The organism is Embleya sp. NPDC050154 (assembly GCF_044460165.1).
Taxonomy (GTDB): Bacteria; Actinomycetota; Actinomycetes; order Streptomycetales; family Streptomycetaceae; genus Embleya.
The window spans coordinates 29813-47994 of record NZ_JBITJP010000027.1 but is presented as its reverse complement, the minus strand read 5'-3'; the positions used below and the strand labels follow the sequence as shown (position 1 = coordinate 47994).

Genomic DNA, 18182 nt, shown 5'->3' with positions numbered 1-18182 from the left:
CGCACCTTGAAGGCCCCAATCCAGCCCGTCCGGCGTTTGAGGACAAACGAGCCACAGGCCCACCTCCCCCAGCCCGTCCCCCGCACCCGCTCAGCCCGTCCGGCGCCTGAGGACACCCACCGCAGGCGCCCGCCAACCGCAACCACCGCACCTTGAGGGCCGCAGACCAGCCCGTCCGGCGTTTGAGGACAAACGAGTCACAGGCCCACCTCCCCCAGCCCGTCCCCCGCACCCACTCAGCCCGTCCGGCGCCTGAGAACGCTCACCGCAGGCGCCCGCCAACCGCAACCACCGCGCACCTTGAGGGCCCCAATCCAGCCCGTCCGGCGTTTGAGGACACCCACCGCAGGCACCCGCGACCCGCAACCACCGCACCTTGAAGGCCCCAATCCAGCCCGTCCGGCGTTTGAGGACACCCACCGCAGGCACCCGCGACCCGCAACCACCGCACCTTGAAGGCCCCAATCCAGCCCGTCCGGCGTTTGAGGACCAACGGACCACAGGCCCCCTCACCTCCGTAGCCGCCAGGCAACCGTTCAGCCCGTGATCGCGACCACGTCACCGACCACCACGATGGCCGGAGGCCGAATGCCCTCCGCCACCACGTCGGCCGCAGCCGAAGCCAGCGTCGTGCGCAACACCCTCTGGGTGGCCATCGTGCCCTCCTGGATCACCGCCACCGGCGTGTCCGCCGCCCGCCCGTGCGCCACCAGCGTCGCGGTGATCGGCCCGAGCCGCTCCACCGCCATCAGCAGTACGAGCGTCCCGCGCAGCCGCGCGAGCGCCGTCCAGTCCACCAGCGAGCGCGGGTCCTCCGGCGCGACGTGCCCCGAGACCACGGCGAACTCGTGCGCGACGCCCCGGTGCGTGACCGGGATGCCGGCTATCGCCGGCACCGAGATCGCGCTGGTGATGCCCGGCACCACCTGGCACGGCACCCCCGCCTCGGCGCACGCGAGCGCCTCCTCGAAGCCCCGGCCGAAGACGTAGTTGTCGCCGCCCTTGAGCCGGACCACGAACCGCCCCGCCTTGGCGTGCTCGATCATCGCGTCGTTGATCGCCTCCTGGGCCATTGCCCGCCCGTACGGGATCTTCGCCGCGTCGATCACCTCGACGTGCGGCGGCAACTCGCCCAGCAGCGCGCGTGGGCCCAGCCGGTCGGCGATCACCACGTCGGCCTCGGCGAGCAGTCGCCGACCACGCACGGTGATCAGGTCCGGATCGCCGGGGCCGCCACCGACCAGGGCCACGCCCGGAAGCACACCGACCGGGCGCTCCCCCCGTGCGGCCAGCGAGCCGTCGTGCAGGCCCTCGACGATGCGATCCCGCACGCCCGCCGCGCGCCGGGGGTCGCCGCCCGCGAGCACCGCCACGGTGAGTCCGTCGTGCCGGCCGCTCGCCGGTGTCCACGCGCTGGCGTGCGACGCGTCGTCGCAGCGCACGCAGAACACCCGCAGCGCCTCGGCGTCGGCGGCCACCGCCTCATTGACCTCGGCCAGGTCGGTCGCGGCCAGCGCGTACCACGCGCCGTCCAGGTCACCGGGCGCGTAGGCGCGCCGCGCCCACCGCAGCTCGCCGCCGGTCGCCATGCCCTCGACGGCCGGCGTCGCCTCGGGGGCGACCACGAGTACGTCCGCGCCGGCGTCGAGCAGTGCGGGCAGGCGGCGCTGGGCGACCGTACCGGCGCCGACCACGACGACCCGGCGCCCTTCCAGGCGCAGGCCGGCGAGATAGGCGGGAGGACCAGGAAGTCGGGACATCGTTCTCACTTTTCGGGTGGGGCTGGGTGCTCTGGGTACGGGTTCTCGGGTCTTGGGTCTCGGGTTCTCGGCGTTTTCCCGCGCGGAAAGGGCACCTCTGCCACTCCATCGTGGCCGAGGTGCCCTTCGGCTGCTGCGGGCGGGGGTCGAAATCAGTCGGTTTTGCCGCTGACTCCCGCCGAGTCGAACGTGGCCACATCGTGCAGTACGCGGACCGCGCTCTGCACCAGGGGCAGCGCGAGTACCGCGCCGGTGCCCTCGCCGAGCCGCATCTCCAGCTCGACGAGCGGACGCAGCGACAACTTCGCCAGGGCCGCCGCGTGGCCGGGCTCGGCCGAACGGTGGCCCGCGACACAGGCCTGGATCGCCTCCGGCGCGATCGCCTGCGCGACCAGCGCCGCCGCGCCGGCGATCACGCCGTCGAGCACCACCGGGACGCGCAGCGCCGCCGCGCCGATGATGTAGCCGGCGATCGCCGCGTGCTCGAGACCGCCGACCGCGGCCAATACTCCGATCGGGTCACCCGGGTCGGGTTCGTGCCGCGCGAGGGCCGCCTTGACCACTTCGATCTTGCGCCGGTGCGTCGCATCGTCGATCCCGGTGCCCCGTCCGGTCACCTCGGCCACGTCCATGCCCGTGAACACCGAGATCAGCGCGGCGGACGCGGTCGTGTTGGCGATGCCCATGTCGCCGGTGAGCAGGCCCCGGTTACCGGCGGTGACCAGGTCGCGCGCGGTCTCGATGCCGACCTCGATCGCCGCGACGGCCTCCTCGCGGGTCATCGCGAGGCCCTGGGTCATGTCGCCGGTGCCCGGCCGGATCCGGCGCGGGAGCAGTCCGGACGCCTGCGGCAGCTCGGTCGCGACGCCGACGTCCACGACGCACACCTCGACGCCGATCTGCTTGGCGAACGCGTTGACCACCGCGCCGCCTGCGAGGAAGTTGCCCACCATCTGCGCGGTGACCTCCTGCGGCCACGGCGACACGCCCTGCGCGTGCACGCCGTGGTCGGCGGCGAATACCGCGACGGCGGCGGGCTCGGGGATCGGCGGCGGGAAGGTCCGGGCCAGGCCGGACAACTGCGCGCCGATCGTCTCCAGGATGCCCAGCGAGCCCGGCGGCTTGGTCATCACGCGCTGGTGCTCCCAGGCCGCGCCCAGCGCCTTGGCGTCGAGCGGTCGGACCGAGTGGAGCGTCTCGTCGAGCAGGCTGACCGGTTCCTCGCCGGGCAGGCCGCGCCGACCGTACGTCTCCTCGTGCACCACCCAGGACAGCGGCCGGGCCTTGGCCCAGCCCGACGTGGCCAACTCCGGCTCGTCCGGGAAGGCGTCCACGTAGCCGACGCACAGGTAGGCGACCACGTCGATGTGGTCCGGCAGCCCGAGCGCCGTGGCGAGCTCGCGCTCGTCGAAGAAGCTCACCCAGCCCACGCCCAGGCCCTCGGCCCGCGCGGCCAGCCACAGGTTTTCCACCGCGAGCGCGCTGGAGTACGGGCCCATCTGCGGCTGGGTGTGCCGACCGAGCGTGTGCCGACCGCCGCGTGTGGAGTCCACGGTGACCACGATGTTGACCGGGGTCTCCAGGATGGCCTCGACTTTGATCTCCAGGAACTGCTTGGCCCTGGCCTTGGGCAGTGAGGTCGCGTACGCCTCGCGCTGCCGCTGGGCCAGTTCCTGAACGGTGACCCGGGTCTCCTCGGAGCGGATCACCACGAAGTCCCAAGGCTGCGAGTAGCCGACGCTGGGCGCCGCGTGCGCGGCCTCCAGTACCCGCACCAGCACGTCGTCCGGCACCGGATCCGGTCGGAAACCGGCCCGGACGTCCCGGCGCTCGCGCATCACCCGATGCACCGCCTCGCGCGCCGCGTCGTCGTAGCCGGGCGCGGCCGGGCCACGCTCGACCTCCGGCTCCGGCTCCTGTTCCGACGTGGCGGCGGCCTCGGGCTCGGCCGACCCCTCGGCCGGCTCCTGGACCGGCGCGCTCGCGTCGGGCGTCGCCGACTCGGCCGCGACCGCCTCCGGCGTCGGCTCCTCGGCCGGTGCCGGCGCGGAACCGTCCGCCGCCGCTGCCGGTTCGGCTACGACCGGCCGTTCGGCGGCGGGCAGCAGCACGGTGACTGCGGTCGCCGAGGCGGGCTCGCGCGCCGCGTCACCGTCGGTCGCCGCGGCATCGTCGCCGGTCGCCGGCGCGTCACCCGCAGGCGCCTCGCCGGCGGGCTCGGTCGACGTGGACCCGGTCGGAACCGCTGCCTCCGCCGCGACCTCCTCGGCCGGGCCGCCCTGAGCCGGTCCGCCCTGTACCGGTTCGCCCGCTGCCGGGCCGGCCTGAGCCGCTCCGCCCTGAGCCGGTGCGATCGGCAGGGCGCCGACCGGATCGGCCGGGGGCGGCGGAATCCTGGGGATCTCGCCGGTTCCGGCAACGGCCGCGGGCTGCGGCTGCCGATCCGGCTCGGCGGTGGGCGTCGGCTCGGGGCCTTGCATGGCGGTGCCTTCGTCGGACGTACGTGGAACTGCCGGGTCGGCGACGGCCGATCCGGCCGGCCCGGCCGTGAGCGGACCGGCGGCCGGCGCGGCCTCGGTCGGCGTCGTTCCCGCGACGGGCTCGGGGGCCGTCGCGGGCGCCTGCTGCTCGCCGGCGGCCTGCGGAGCGGGGATCTCCTCCGCGACCTGCTCCGCCGCGCTGGACGGCGTGGTCGGTCCGGCGGGTGTGGGCCCGGCCGGCTCGCCGACGACCGGCGCCTCGTTCGAAAGTGCGGCCGGGGTCGAGTCGGCCGACGCGTCGTCCGCGGGAGCGACCGGAGTCGCCTCGGCGGATGCCTCGCCCGTGGCGACCGCGACCGGCGCGGCCTCGGCGACCGCTTCGACGGCGCCACCGGCCGCCGGTTGCTCCGCCGGCGCGGCGACCGGAACAGCCTCGGCGACGGGCGGTGCCTCGCCCGACTGCTCGGCGCCCCGATCCTGCGCGGACGACTCGGCCGAAGCCGCCTCGGCCCCGGTGGGTTCGACGGACGCGGCCTGCTCGGTCCAGGCAGCGACAGTCGGCGCGGTCGGCGCGACCGGCACGGCCTGTGCCACCGACGTGGCCGGCTCGACGGGCGCGGTCGGCCCGGTCGACACCGCCGGTGCGGTCGGCGCCGGCTGTACGGACGGTCCGGTCGGCTCGGTCGGCGCCGTCGGCGTGACCGAATCGGCCTGCGCGACCGGTGCCGACGCTTCCCCGGTGGCCGTGGCCGCGACCGGCTCGGCCGGTGCCGACTCGACATCCGGCTCCCCGACCACCGTCGCCGCCGGGCTCGGGCCGGGCGCCTCGGACGCGCCGGCCTCCGGCGCGACCACGTCGACGCCACCGGCCTCGACCTGCGACCCGGCCGGCTGTACGCCCGCCGTGCCGGTCTCGACCGGGGTGGTCGGCTCGGTCGGCGCCGCGACCGAACCCTCGGACGGCGCCTCCACCGCAACCGGCGTCGCCGGCACGGCCATCGCGACCGGAGCGGCCTCCGCCGGCGCCTCGGTCGCCGACGAACCCTCGTTCGCCGCCGGCGACTCGACCGGCTCGGCGACGGGTTCGACCGGCTCGGCCGTCGGCGATGCCGCCGCGGTCTCCTCCGCGACCTGCGCGATGACCGGCTCTGGCGGTGGGACCGGACCGATCGGCCCTTCGACAACGGGAGTCGCCCCGTGCTCACCGGACTCGGCCGAGGCCGACCCGGTCTCGGGCTTGCGTCGCCGACCCCCGCTGCCTTCCGGCACGACGGGCGTGACGGGCGCGACCGGCGGCACCGGCTCGGCCGCCACCGGCGGTTCGGCGTTATCCTGCGCGGCGTTCTCCTGCTGTGCGGCAACAACGGACGGCCCGGCCACGGCCACGGCCTGCTCCGGCGCCGACGGGACCTGCGGTGCGGACTCCGGCGCACTCGCGGGCTCGACCGCCTGCGGTGGCGCGTCCGCCACACCCGGCGGCACCGAACCGGCCGCCTCCGCGCCGCCGATCGGCCCGGCGACAGGCGTGGGCGCGGCGGGCGTGGGCGCGGCGGGCTGCGGAGCGGTCTGTCCGGACAACGCGGTGACGACCGCGTCCGGCGCGGCCTGGACGAACCTGGGATGCGCGGGCTGCGGCGGCACACCCGGCAACGGTTGCGGTATGGCAGGCGCGGTCACCCCCTGCGCGGGCGCGGCCGGCGGCGCGGGCCGCTCGGCGACCGGCGCGACCGGCGGCGGTTCGACGGGCGCCGGCGCGGGCGGCTGCGGCGCGGTGGCCTGCGGCGGTACCACCGGCAGCGCCTGCGCCGGCGTCGCCTGTGCGGGGATGCCGGTGTTCACCGCGTCGCCCACGGGATGCGCGCCACTGTGCGGGCCGGTCTGCTGCGGCACCGGGCCGCGCCCCACCCGACGCTGGCGTCGCGGCGGCAGCGTGGTGCGCTGCGGCACGGCGGCGGCTACCGGGAACGGCGGGGTGTCCGCCGGATTGCCGCCGACCGGCTGCGCCGGCTGCTGCGGTGCCACCGGCTCCTGGACCTGCCGAGATTCCTGCGTCTGCTGGACCTGTTGGAGCGGCGCCTGCTGGACCGGCTGCGGCTGGTCCGCGCTCTGCGCCGCACGCACGCGCTGCCGCAACCGCCCACCACCGGTCCCGGGCTGCTCGGCGAACGCACCGGGCACCGGACCACCGGCCGGGTTCGGCACCGGGCTCGGCGTCGCACCCGGCGTCACATTCGGGGTCGCTTCGGCCCCGGCCTCGACCGGCGCGCGATCCGGCGCCGGCGGTACGTCCGAGCCGTACCCGGCGACCGCCTGCGCGGCGGCCGGCGGCACGAACTGCGGCGCAACGAACTGCGGTGCGGCGGGCGGCGGTACGACGGGCGGCGCCTGCGCAGGCAGCGGGGCGGGCACACCGGGTACCTGCACCTCCGGTACGGCCGCACCCTGGACCGGCCCGCCCTGCACCGGGCCGCCCTGCACCGGGCCGCCCTGCGCGGGCACGCCCTGGATCGGCGCTCCCTGCACGGGACCGCCCTGCACGGGACCGCCCTGCACCGGACCACCCTGGGCCGGCGCCGGGTAGGGCTCGGCCACGCCCTGCGGCGCGCCGTACTCCCCCGGGCCGAATCCCTGGACCGGCTGCGGGACTTCCTGATGCGGTGTCATGGGACCGGGCGGATACGGGATCTGACCGGCCGTCATCGGCGCGACCTGGGTCACCGGCAATTCCGGCTCGTCGATGATCATCGCGGCGAACATGCCGGACTGCGGGCCGGGCACGGCGTCGTACGCCTGCTCGACCGGAGGCACCGGAACCTGTCCCGAGGCGTCGTCGCCGGCCGCGGCCATCCGGTCGGCCAGGGACATCCCCGGCGCGCCCGTGACTGCGGCGTTCGGATCGGCCCAGCCGGCCTGCGGCCCCGGCATCAACAGCGAGTCCTCGTCGTCCAGATCGTCGTACGGATACGGACCGGCCGGTTCCCCCACCGGGCCGGTGCCGGCGGCGTGCCTGGCGGGGCCAGGGCCTACGCCCTCCCCGGCAGGTCGGCGCTCGTCGGCTTCGCTCATCTAACTACTCCTTCCAGGGCAGCCGCGAAGGCCAGCGTCGTGGCACGATCCCGCACCGCGATCCGAAGCCAGTCCGGACCCAGGCCCGGAAAGGTGTCGGCCCGCCGAACCGCGTAGCCTCGCTCCCTCAGCTGCTCGCGGATCTCTGGGCCCCCCTCGATCCGCGCGAGCACGAACGAGGACCGGGGAACGACCGGTAGCCGCATCCCCGAAAGCGTGCGCAGCCTCTCCACGAGGTACGAACGGTCAGCCGCGAGCGTAACGGCCAACGCCTCCGCCTGCGCGAGCGCCTCCGGCGTGCAGCACGCCTCGGCGGCGATCAACGCCGGTGTCGACACCGACCACAACGGCTGAGCGTCCGTGAGGATGCGCACCAGATCCGGGGAAGCCAGGACGTAACCGATCCGAAGTCCGGCCAACGCCCAGGTTTTCGTGAGACTTCGCACAACCACGAGCCCGGGCAGGTCGCGTCGGTGCGCCACACTTTCGAGTTCGCCGGGAATGGTGTCGGCGAACGCCTCGTCGACCACCAGGATCCGGCCGGGACGTGCCAGCGCGGCGATGGTCGCCGCCGGGTGCAGCACCGAAGTGGGGTTGGTGGGGTTGCCCAGAACCACCAGATCGGCCTCGTCGGGGATCCGGGCCGGGTCCAGCACGAAGCCGCTCTCCGCGTCGAGCAGCACCCGGTGCACGGTGTGTCCGGCGGCCCGCAGCGCGGCCTCGGGCTCGGTGAACTGCGGGTGCACGACCACCGCGTGACGCGGGGTCAGCGCCCGGGCGAGCAGTACGAACGCCTCGGCGGCGCCCGCCGTGGGCAACACCTCGGCGCTCGGCCGCCGGTGCCGCGCGGCGATCGCGGCCCGGGCCCGACCGGTGTCGGGATAGGCGGCCAGGTCGGACAGGCTCGCGGTGAGCCGGTGCACCAGCCACGGCGGCGGGGCCGCGAGGCGCACGTTGACCGCGAGGTCGACCAGGCCCGGTCCGATCTCGGCGTCGCCGTGATGGCGCAGATCCACGTCCGGTTCGACGCGCGCGCCCGGTGTGCCGTCCCGTTCGTCGGGAGTGGGACCGTCGAGTTCCGTCATCGCGTCATTGCCCATGTCCGTGGTTCCCGTACCCCTGCCCGGTGCCCCTGCCCCGCCCGTGTCGTTCGTGTCCATGATGGTGGTGATGGTGCCCGGTCCGACGGCCGGGGTCCCGGCGTTGACCGTGAGCCGGCACTTCCCGACCGTTTCGCCGGGCGAACTCGACCGCCCCGCTGCTGAGTCCGACCATTTCCGCATCGATCATGACGTTTGTTGCCCCACCCGCGTGTCGACCGACCCACCCGCCGGTCCCGAACCCGCGTCGGCACGCCCCTCGGCCACCGCGTCCACCGCGCGACCGTGCCGGGCGACCGCCACCGTACAGCGCGGCCGCTCCCCCACACCGCGCGTCTTGGCCACCAGCAACTCACCCACCGGCGCACCCGATACCGGCCCCAGACACGCGGCGGCCTCGGCCACGCCCGGTGTCCCGACCGCCGCCCGGACCCGCTCGCTCGGATGCGGCACCGGAACCTCGGCCAGTTCCCGCGCAGCGCGGGCGAACAGCGGCAGCCCCAGCAGTTCCGCCCCGGCGACCAGCCCCGGCTCGTTCGCCCGGGCCGCCACGGTCACCAGCGCCAGCACCGCCGAACGCTCCAGACCGGCCCGCGCGAGCACGGCGCACACGCTCGCGCTCACCTCCTCCGCGCCCACCCCGCGCGCCGCCCCGACCCCGACCACCAGATCCCACCCGCCCGACCCCGCGCCACCCTCCATGGCCGAAACCCGACCCACCGAAGCATGCGCCACCGAAGCGCCCTCCGCCAAAGCGTCTTCCGCGGGAACACCCACGGCCGAAGCACCTCGCACCGAAGAACCCTTCGCAGAAGCCCCCTCCGCCCAAGCACCTTCCATCGGAGTACCCACCGCCGCACCGATCTCCGCCGAAGCACCCACCGCCGCGACACCCGCCCGCGAAACGGTCGCCCGCCCGCCCCACACCCCATCCCTCGTCAAGAACGATCCCCCCACACCACGAACACCGGATGTGCCGGTTCCAGCCGCTGCGCGCCACCGTTCACCGGCGACAACCGCGAGGCCTGCAGCAGGCATCCCTCCACCGTGTAGCCCGCCCGCTCCAGTACCGCGCGCGCCTCCGCCACCCGATCCACCTCGGACATCGCCGCGACGATCCGCTCCGGCCGCCGCGCCGCGCACGCGGCCACCGTCGAGGGTCCGCCGCCGCCCACGAACACCACGTCCGGCAGCGGCAATCGAGACAACGCCTCGGGCGCCTTACCGTGCACCACCTGTATCTCGACCCCGAATCGGTTCGCGTTCTCGGCGATCAGATCGCACCCGAACGCCTCCTGCTCTACCGCGACCACCGCCGCGCCGTGCCGCGCGCACTCGACGGCCACCGAACCACTGCCCGCCCCGATGTCCCACACCAGATCGCCGAGCCTGGGGCCGATTCGGGCCACCGCCAACGCACGCACCTCGGCACGGGTGATCGCGCCGGTCCGATGCGCGTACGCGTCCTCCGCCACCGCCCACCCGCGCGCCGGGCCGGGAAAGCCCGGGCGTTCACCGGCCAGCCAGCCCGCCGCCGCACCCGCGCGCGGAGCCGGCCCGATCACGATCACCACGTCCACGTCGGACCACTCGTGCTCCATCGCGTGCTCGGCGGAGACCATCGAGATCTCCTCCCGCTCGGTGCCCAGGCGCTCGCACACCACGAACGTGCGCGGCACATCCGGAAGCAGCGCGGCGAGTTCGGCCGGACCCGCGCCGGGACCGGTGAGCACCGCGACCTTCCCGAACGCCCGGCACACGTTCGCCGCGCGCCGCACGTCCCGGCCCAGGGCGCTGACCACCCGCGCGTCGTCCCAGGGCATCGCGGCCCGGGCGAAGGCCCGCGCGACCGAGGAGACGGCGGGCACGATCTCCAACTCCAGGCCGTACTCGGGCCGGCGCAGCAGCCGCACGATGCCGAAGAACCCCGGGTCGCCGACGGCCAGCACGACCGCGATGCCGCGATGCGCGCCGATCCGCTGCGCGGCCACGTGCACGTTGCCCAGCACCACCCGCTCCGCGCCCTCGGGCACCGTGACGGCGGCCAACAGCCGTTCCGGACCGGCCACCAGGGTCGCCGTCCGAATCGCCTCCACCGCCGGTGCCGACAGCGGTCCCCCGTCGTACCCGATCACGGTCACCCGATCAGCCATGGCCATCCCCTCGCCGTGCCGAACCCCGGGGGTCCCGCGCGTGGTCATGCGGTGACATCCCCGACGGGGTGCCCGTACACCCGACACGACGTCGGTCCCGCCGTCGCGGGTTGCGCCGATCACCGCCCGGGCGTGGTCCCTTCCCTCCGGTCGGTGACCGGCGACCCACCCGCACCCCCCGGGACCCGCTCTCGCGCATCCACCGCCCCCGCGCCCGCCGGTTCGACCGCGAGCGCGCACGAGTGCGCGAACCGCCGGGCCAGATCGGGCGCGCCGGCCCAGTGCGCGTGCAGGTACGACGCGTGCACCGACCCGGCGATGTGCCCCTCCAAACCGGAGTCGCCCAGGCTCCACGCCGCTCGGCGCCCGGCCCGAGGGGTGAGCGTCGTGCGGTGGAACTCGTGTCCCCGGACCACTCGACCGGTCTCGGCGAGCACCGAGTCGTGCGTGGCCGTCGCCTCCCGATAGCCCAGGGTCAGCCGTTCGGTCATCCGCGCGTCCGCGTCCAGCACGCCGCACATCGGCGCACCGTCCAGGGTCCGGGCCAGGTACAGCAGCCCCGCGCACTCGGCCGCGATCGGACCGCCGCGCGCGGCCAGCGCCACCACGTCCGCGCGCAGCGTCGTGTTGGCGGCCAGCTCCGCCGCGTACACCTCGGGAAAGCCGCCGCCCACCACCAGTCCCGCCGTGCCCGTCGGCAACCGCTCGTCCCGCAGCGGGTCGACGGTGACCACGTCCGCCCCGGCCGCGTCGAGCAGTTCGGCGGTCTCGGCGTACGCGAAGGTGAACGCCGAGCCGCCCGCGACGGCGACCGTGGGTCGCCCGGAGATCGCGCCGCCCACCTCGCGCACCGGGTCCCACGGCGCGTCGGGCAGCGTTCCCGCGCTCGCCGCGATCCGCCGCACCTCGGCCAGGTCCACGCTGCGCGCGATCAGTTCGCCGAGCGCGTCCACCGTGCGCACGGCGTCCGTGTGCCGCTCGGCGACCGGGACCAGGCCCAGATGCCGGGCGGGCTTGGCGATCGCGTCGTGTCGGCGCAGCACGCCCAGGACCGGCATACCGATCTCGTCCAGCGCCTCGCGCAGCATGCTCTCGTGCCGATCCGAGCCGACCCGGTTCAGGATCACCCCGGCCACGCCCACGTCCGGGTCGAACGCGTCGAACCCGCGCACGAGCGCGGCCACCGAGCGGCTCTGCGCCCGCGCGTCCACGACCAGGATCACCGGTGCCGCGAGCAGGCGCGCGACGTGCGCGGTGGAGGCGTACCCGCCGCGTCCGGCCGCGCCGTCGAACATGCCCATCACGCCCTCGACGACCGCCAGATCGGCGCCGCGCGCGCCGTGCGCGAACAGTGGCGCGATCCGTTCCTCGCCGACCAGGAACGGGTCGAGGTTGCGCCCGGGCCGGCCGGCCGCGAGCGCGTGATAGCCGGGGTCGATGTAGTCCGGCCCCACCTTGTGCGGTGAGACCGTGTCGCCGCGCCGGGTGAACGCCGCGATCAGCCCGGTGGCGACGGTGGTCTTGCCGTGCCCGGAGGCGGGTGCGGCGATCACCACGCGCGGCAGCGCCGGACCACTCACCACTCGATGCCTCGCTGGCCCTTTTGTCCCGCGTCCATCGGGTGCTTGATCTTGGTCATCTCGGTGACCAGGTCGGCCGCCTCGATCAGCCGCGGGTCGGCGTCGCGGCCGGTGATCACCACGTGCTGGCTGCCGGGCCGGTCGCGCAGCACCGCGACCACCTCGTCCACGTCCACCCAGCCCCACTTCATCGGGTAGGTGAACTCGTCGAGCACGTACACCCGATAGGTCTCGGCGGCCAGGTCGCGCTTGATCTGCTCCCAGCCCTGCCGGGCCGCCTCGGCGTGGTCCTCCTGGGTGCCCTCGCGCTGGATCCAGGACCAGCCCTCGCCCATCTTGTGCCAGGTGACCGGGCCACCCTCGCCGGTCTCGGTGTGCACCCGCCCGAGGGTGCGCAGCACGGTCTCCTCGCCGACCTTCCACTTCGCCGACTTCACGAACTGGAACACCCCGATCGGCCAGCCCTGGTTCCAGCCGCGCAGGGCCAGTCCGAACGCGGCGGTGGACTTGCCCTTGCCGGGCCCGGTGTGCACGACGACCAACGCCCGGTTCCGACGCTGACGCGTGGTCAGCCCGTCGGCGGGAACATGCGTGGGAACGCCTTGCGGCATGGTGATCTCCCTGTGTCCATAAAAACGTCGAGGCAGGTCTCCTACAGTCGCCCGGCCGCCCGCCGGGGGCGAACCCCGACCGGCCGGCGCGGGCCCGGTCACCGACCGGATCAAGCCACCGAACGCACGTCCCGGACCAGCCCCGCCAGGCCGTCGGCCGCCAGTTCGTCCAGTGTCACCACCGGCCCGCCCAGGTCGCCGGCCAGCCGCGCCGCCAGTCCCAGCCGCACCGGACCGCTCTCGCAGTCCACCACCAACGAGGCGGCCCCCGTCGCCGCCAACAACCGCGCCGCGCGCCGGCTCTCGCCCAGCGCGTCCCGGCCGCCCGTCGCCCGACCGTCGGTGACCACGACCACCAGCGGCCGGCGCAGCGGATCGCGCAGCCGCTCCACCCGCAACGTCTCGTGCGCGCGCAGCAGTCCGGCGCCCACCGGGGTGCGTCCGCCGGTCGGCAGCGCGGCCAGTCGGGCCGCGCCGATCTCGACCGAGGAGGTCGGCGGCAGCACCAGCGAGGCGTCCGCGCCCCGGAAGGTGACCAGGCCGACCTTGTCCCGTCGCTGGTAGGCGTCCAGGAGCAGGGACAACACCGCGCCCTTGACCGCACGCATGCGCTTGCGCGCCGCCATCGACCCGGACGCGTCGACCACGAACAGCACCAGGTTGCCCTCGCGGCCCTCGCGGACCGCCTCGCGCAGATCCGCGCGCCGCAACAGCAGCCCCGCGCCGGTACGCCCACGCGCCTTCTGGTGCAGCGCCGCCGCGCGCACCGTGGCCGCGACGTGCAGCCGGGCCACCCGGCCGGCCGCGACCTGCGAGCCGGTGGTGCGCCCGCTCGCGGTCCGTGCGCGCGAGCGCCGCCCGGCCGCGCCCTGCCCCACACCGGGCACCGCGAACAGCCGGGTGCGGTACGGCTCGGCCGCCGCCACGGCGGCCTGTTCCCGCCCGCCGCCCGAGGCGGTGGGCGCCCCCTCGACGGGCGCGTCCTCGGTACCGGGCGCCGAGGTGGGCGCCGCCTCGGTCCGCTCGGGCGCCCGGGCCGCGTTCCCCGACCCGTCCGGCCCGTCCGACCCGTCCGAGCCGTCCGCGTCCGGCGGCGGCGACCCACCGCCGTCCGGCCCGTCCCCCTCCGGCTCGGGTTCGGGTTCGGGCTCCGGTTCGGGTTCCGGGTCGCGCAGCGCCTCGTCGAGGTGCTCCTCGTCCAGCCCCGGCGCGTCGAACGGGTTGCGCCGCCGTCGGTGCGGCAGCGCGAGCAGCGCGGCCTGCCGCACGTCCTCGGCGGTGACCTCGGTGCGGCCGTGCCACGCGGCCAGCGCGATCGAGGTGCGCGCCGTGACCAGGTCCGCGCGCATCCCGTCCACCTCGAACGACGCGCACACGCGCGCTATCCGCTCCAACTCGGCGTCCGGCAGCAGCACGTCGGCCAGCAGCGTCCGGGCGCGCAGGATGCGCTCGGCAAGGTCGGCGTCCTCATGCGCCCAGCGGGCCGCGAACGCGTCGGGGTCGGCCTCGTACGCCAACCGCCGGCGCACCACCTCGGCCCGCTCGCGCGGTTCCCGGCTGGCGGCGACCTCGACGGTGAGCCCGAAGCGGTCCAGCAACTGCGGGCGCAGCTCGCCCTCTTCCGGGTTCATCGTGCCCACGAGCAGGAACCGCGCGGCGTGCCGCACGGACACCCCTTCGCGCTCGACGTGCGAGGTGCCCATCGCGGCCGCGTCCAGGAGCAGGTCCACCAGGTGGTCGTGCAGCAGGTTGACCTCGTCGACGTAGAGCACGCCCCGGTGCGCGGCGGCCAGCAGGCCGGGCTCGTACGCCTTGACGCCCTCGGTCAGGGCACGTTCGATGTCCAACGAGCCGGCCAGCCGGTCCTCGCTGGCGCCGACCGGCAGTTCGACCAGCCGCGCGGCGCGTGCGGTCCCGGCGATCGCCGGGTCGTGCGGACCGTCCGGGCACTGCCCGTCCGGGGAGGCCGGATCACACGAGAAGCGACACCCGGGCACCACCGCGACCTCGGGCAACTGACCGGCGAGCGCGCGGACCATGGTCGACTTGGCGGTGCCCTTCTCGCCGCGTACGAGCACTCCGCCGACGGCGGGCGAGACCGCGTTGAGGACGAGCGCCAGCCGCAGGTCGGCCAGGCCGACGATCGCGGAGAAGGGGTAGGCGGCGCTCATCCGCGCCGCCCCGAACCGCTCGATATGCCGCAGGTTGTCACAAAGCACGCAGGCATGCGCCGTCGGCCTCCCTCGGGTGTCCACGCCCTGGTCGGTGGCGGGACCCGTGACCCGGGCCCCGGACAGCGGCAAGTCTCTGGCTCACGCCCGCCGGACGGCGCGCGTTCACAGTGGCGGGACCGCTCCGGGTTGCCGCACCGCGCCGCCTCCATCGGATGTTCCGGTGTCGAGGAGTGCCCGAACCCTCGTGGAGAACGCGAACACACCTCGACACCGGGCCCGAAGGTGCTCCGCGCGATACGCCGGATTCCTTCCCTGCTGTCGTCGACAGCCTCTCATACGCCCTCGGACGCGCCACGGCCCCCGCCTTGCGACGGGGGCCGTGGTGTTCGCGCGGTGCGCGGATCAGAACGCGGGGAGCACGTTGCCCTTGTACTCGTCGGTGATGTACTTCTTCACCTCGGGCGAGTTCAGCAGCTTGGCCAGCTTCTGCACGCGCGGGTCGTTCTCCTTGCCCTTCTTGACCACCAGGACGTTCGCGTACGGGTTGTTCTCCGCCTTCTCCACCGCGATGCCGTCCTTGCCCGGCGTCAGCTTGGCGTCCAGCGCGTAGTTGCCGTTGATCACCGCGCCGTCCACGTCGTCCAGCGCGCGGGGCAGCTGGGCCGCCTCGATCGCCTTGAACTTGAGCTTCTTCGGGTTGTCCACGACGTCCTTCTCGGTCGCCGTGGTGCCCGCGCCGTCCTTGAGCTTGATCACGCCGTTGTCGGCGAGCAGCTTGAGCGCGCGACCGCCGTTGGTGGCGTCGTTCGGGAACGCGACGGTCGCGCCCTCCTTGAGCTCTGCGAGCGACTTGACCTTCTTGGAGTAGAGCGCCAGCGGTTCCAGGTGCACCGGCACGACCGGGACCAGGCTGGTCTTCTTCTCCTTGTTGAACTCCTCCAGGTAGGGCTTGTGCTGGAAGAAGTTGGCGTCGACGTTGCCCTCGTCCAGGGCCGGGTTCTGCTGGGTGTAGTCGGCGAACTCCTTGACGTCCAGCTTCAGGCCCTCCTTCCCGGCGAGGTTGTCCTTGATGTACTTCAGGATCTGCGCGTGCGGGACGGAGGAGGCGGCGACCTTGAGCGGGTCGGACGCGGACGAGCCCTTCTTGTCGTCACTGCCGCAGGCGGCGAGACCGAGTCCGAGGGCGGCGACGGCGGTGAGCGCGACGAACTTGTTGATACGCACGAAGAGTGCCTTTCCTGGTGGTACGGAGTACGCGGGCGTGGGTCGCCTCGCGTCCTGGAACAGGTCCGGGGACGGACGCCTTATCGGTGGGCGAGCCTGCGGGAGAGCAGATCGCCGAGGAATTGCACGAGTTGCACCAGCACGACGAGCACCGCGATGGTCACGAGCATCAGGTTCGTCTCGAACCGCTGGTAGCCGTAGCGGATGGCCAGGTCGCCGAGTCCGCCGCCGCCGACCACGCCCGCCATCGCGGAGTAGCCGACGATCGCGACGATGGTCACGGTGATCGCGGAGATGATCGAGGGCACCGCCTCGCGCACGAGCACCTTGCGCACGATGGTGATCGTGCTCGCGCCCATCGACTGCGCGGCCTCGATCAGCCCCCGGTCCACTTCGCGCACCGCGGTCTCCACCAGGCGCGCGAAGAACGGGATGGCGCCCACGGTCAGCGGCACGATCGCGGCGTCGGTGCCGATCGTGGTCCCGGTCACCCATCGGGTGAACGGGATCAGCGCGACCAGCAGGATCAGGAACGGGACCGAGCGGCCCACGTTGACCACCAGCCCGAGCAGCTTGTTCGCCGGCGCGAACGCGAGCGGGCCGCCCCGGTCGGTGAGCACGAGCAGGAGCCCGATCGGCAACCCGATCAGCACGGTGATCAACGTCGCGACGCCGACCATGTACAGCGTCTCCTGGGTCGCGGTCTCCAGCAGTGGCCGCATCTCGGACCAGGTCATCTTCAGATCTCCTTGCCCGCGAGCGCCACGCCGTCCGCGGCGGCGACGTCGGCGTCCGACTCGGTGGGGGTGCTCGGGCCCTCGTCGACCACGTCGACCTGCAGGCCCTGCTCGCGCAGGTAGCCGATGGGCACCACGTTGTGCTCGAACGTGCCGTCCAGCGAGATCCGCATCCGGCCGATCTGCCGTCCGCCGACGCTCTCCACGGCCGCGCCCAGCACGTTGACGTCCACGTTGTAGGTGCGCGCGAGGGTGGAGATGAACGGCTGCGCCGTCTCCTCGCCGCGGAAGGTGATGTCCACCACGGTGCGGCCCTCGAGCACCCCCGGCGTGCCCAGCGGGAACATCTCCCGGGCCAGCCGCGAGTCGGACCGGCCGAGCAGTTCGCCCACCGTCCCGGACTCGATGATCCGGCCGCCCTCCATCAGGGCCGCCGAGTCGCAGATGTTCTTGACCACGTCCATCTCGTGCGTGATCAGCAGGATGGTCAGGCCGAGCCGGTCGCGCAGGTCGCGCAGCAGCGCCAGGATCGAGCGGGTGGTCTCCGGGTCGAGCGCCGAGGTGGCCTCGTCGGACAGCAGTACCCGCGGATCGGCGGCGAGCGCGCGGGCGATGCCCACCCGCTGCTTCTGCCCACCGGACAGTTGCGCGGGGTACGCCTTGGCGTGCTCGGACAGGCCGACCAGGTCCAGCAGTTCGGCCACCCGCCGGGCCCGGTCCCGGCGCGGGATGCCGGCGATCTCCAGCGGGACCGCGACGTTTCCGGCGACGGTGCGGCTGGAGAGCAGGTTGAAGTGCTGGAAGATCATCCCGATCCCGCGCCGCTCGGCGCGCAGCGCGCTCGCGGACAACGCGGTCAGGTCACGCCCGCCCACCTCGACGGTGCCCGACGTGGGGCGCTCCAGCAGGTTCAGGCAGCGGATCAGGGTGCTCTTGCCGGCGCCGCTGCGACCGAGCACGCCGAAGATCTCGCCTTCACGCACGTGCAGGTCGACGTTGTCGAGCGCGGTCACCTGCCGTTCTCGGCTGCGATAGACCTTGCTCAGGGCAGTGGTACGGATCACCGTAAGTCCTCAAGTGGATGCGCGTGCCGAATCGGGCCCGGCGAAGGGCCGCGCGATTTCGTCACACAGGGGGCGTGGCGGGGACGACACCGGGGGCGCGGAGCGCTCGGCCCGGGAGAGGGATCAGGCCCTCAAATCCTCAACAGCCACACATTCGACAGATCTGACACGAACGGCACATGCGACGACAACCCGTGGCGGTAGCCGCGGTGCCGGATGTGTGAGCCGTCGTG

Annotated in this window: 11 protein-coding genes; all 11 read right to left on the bottom strand. The window is 74.2% G+C overall.

Going from position 1 to position 18182, the window contains the following annotated elements; translation table 11 throughout:
• Positions 1–536: 536 nt before the first annotated feature.
• The 11 genes from cobA to ACIBSV_RS40140 all read right to left on the bottom strand — a co-directional run bounded on the left by cobA (position 537) and on the right by ACIBSV_RS40140 (position 17949).
• Positions 537–1760: a uroporphyrinogen-III C-methyltransferase gene (gene cobA / locus ACIBSV_RS40190; RefSeq protein WP_395872152.1), complete on the bottom strand. Its 1224-nt coding sequence runs from the start codon at positions 1758–1760 to the stop codon at positions 537–539.
• A gap of 152 nt (positions 1761–1912) precedes the next feature.
• A complete protein-coding gene (gene cobT, locus ACIBSV_RS40185; RefSeq protein ID WP_395872306.1) occupies positions 1913–5239 on the bottom strand; it encodes a nicotinate-nucleotide--dimethylbenzimidazole phosphoribosyltransferase in 3327 nt (1108 codons plus the stop codon).
• 2063 nt (positions 5240–7302) lie between these two features.
• A complete protein-coding gene (cobC, locus tag ACIBSV_RS40180; protein WP_395872150.1) occupies positions 7303–8406 on the bottom strand; it encodes an Rv2231c family pyridoxal phosphate-dependent protein CobC in 1104 nt (367 codons plus the stop codon).
• Positions 8407–8592: 186 nt separating this feature from the next.
• Positions 8593–9108 (bottom strand): cobalamin biosynthesis protein, encoded by a 516-nt coding sequence (locus ACIBSV_RS40175; protein WP_395872148.1) that lies wholly within the window; start codon positions 9106–9108, stop codon positions 8593–8595.
• Positions 9109–9344: 236 nt separating this feature from the next.
• Positions 9345–10559, bottom strand: coding sequence for a precorrin-6y C5,15-methyltransferase (decarboxylating) subunit CbiE (gene cbiE / locus ACIBSV_RS40170; protein WP_395872146.1), 1215 nt, complete (start codon positions 10557–10559; stop codon positions 9345–9347).
• Positions 10560–10678: 119 nt separating this feature from the next.
• On the bottom strand, positions 10679–12139 hold the full coding sequence (locus tag ACIBSV_RS40165) for a cobyrinate a,c-diamide synthase (RefSeq protein WP_395872144.1): 1461 nt from the start codon (positions 12137–12139) through the stop codon (positions 10679–10681).
• Positions 12136–12750 carry a cob(I)yrinic acid a,c-diamide adenosyltransferase gene (cobO, locus tag ACIBSV_RS40160; RefSeq protein ID WP_395872142.1) on the bottom strand — a complete coding sequence of 205 codons (615 nt, stop codon included), beginning with the start codon at positions 12748–12750 and terminating at the stop codon, positions 12136–12138. The genes ACIBSV_RS40165 and cobO overlap by 4 nt, the downstream gene beginning before the upstream one ends.
• 110 nt (positions 12751–12860) lie before the next feature.
• The gene (locus tag ACIBSV_RS40155; RefSeq protein ID WP_395872140.1) at positions 12861–14921 is read right to left on the bottom strand and encodes a putative cobaltochelatase; all 2061 of its coding nucleotides are present in this window, start codon (positions 14919–14921) and stop codon (positions 12861–12863) included.
• A 405-nt stretch (positions 14922–15326) separates the two neighbouring features.
• Positions 15327–16148 (bottom strand): MetQ/NlpA family ABC transporter substrate-binding protein, encoded by an 822-nt coding sequence (locus ACIBSV_RS40150; RefSeq protein ID WP_395872138.1) that lies wholly within the window; start codon positions 16146–16148, stop codon positions 15327–15329.
• A gap of 80 nt (positions 16149–16228) precedes the next feature.
• Positions 16229–16885, bottom strand: coding sequence for a methionine ABC transporter permease (locus ACIBSV_RS40145; RefSeq protein WP_360306263.1), 657 nt, complete (start codon positions 16883–16885; stop codon positions 16229–16231).
• Positions 16886–16887: 2 nt separating this feature from the next.
• On the bottom strand, positions 16888–17949 hold the full coding sequence (locus ACIBSV_RS40140) for a methionine ABC transporter ATP-binding protein (RefSeq protein ID WP_395872136.1): 1062 nt from the start codon (positions 17947–17949) through the stop codon (positions 16888–16890).
• Between the last annotated feature and the right edge of the window lie 233 nt (positions 17950–18182).

What these genes read in the sequence shown, in the direction of transcription:
- cobA (WP_395872152.1), bottom strand. Translation starts at nt 1,760, where the DNA reads ATGTCCCGACTTCCTGGTCCTCCCGCCTATCTCGCCGGCCTGCGCCTG.
- cobT (WP_395872306.1), bottom strand. Translation starts at nt 5,239, where the DNA reads ATGGCCGTGCCGGCGACGCCGGTTGCGGTGGAGGCGCCGTCCGAGGGT.
- cobC (WP_395872150.1), bottom strand. Translation starts at nt 8,406, where the DNA reads ATGGGCAATGACGCGATGACGGAACTCGACGGTCCCACTCCCGACGAA.
- ACIBSV_RS40175 (WP_395872148.1), bottom strand. Translation starts at nt 9,108, where the DNA reads ATGGAGGGTGGCGCGGGGTCGGGCGGGTGGGATCTGGTGGTCGGGGTC.
- cbiE (WP_395872146.1), bottom strand. Translation starts at nt 10,559, where the DNA reads ATGGCTGATCGGGTGACCGTGATCGGGTACGACGGGGGACCGCTGTCG.
- cobO (WP_395872142.1), bottom strand. Translation starts at nt 12,750, where the DNA reads ATGCCGCAAGGCGTTCCCACGCATGTTCCCGCCGACGGGCTGACCACG.
- ACIBSV_RS40155 (WP_395872140.1), bottom strand. Translation starts at nt 14,921, where the DNA reads ATGAGCGCCGCCTACCCCTTCTCCGCGATCGTCGGCCTGGCCGACCTG.
- ACIBSV_RS40145 (WP_360306263.1), bottom strand. Translation starts at nt 16,885, where the DNA reads ATGACCTGGTCCGAGATGCGGCCACTGCTGGAGACCGCGACCCAGGAG.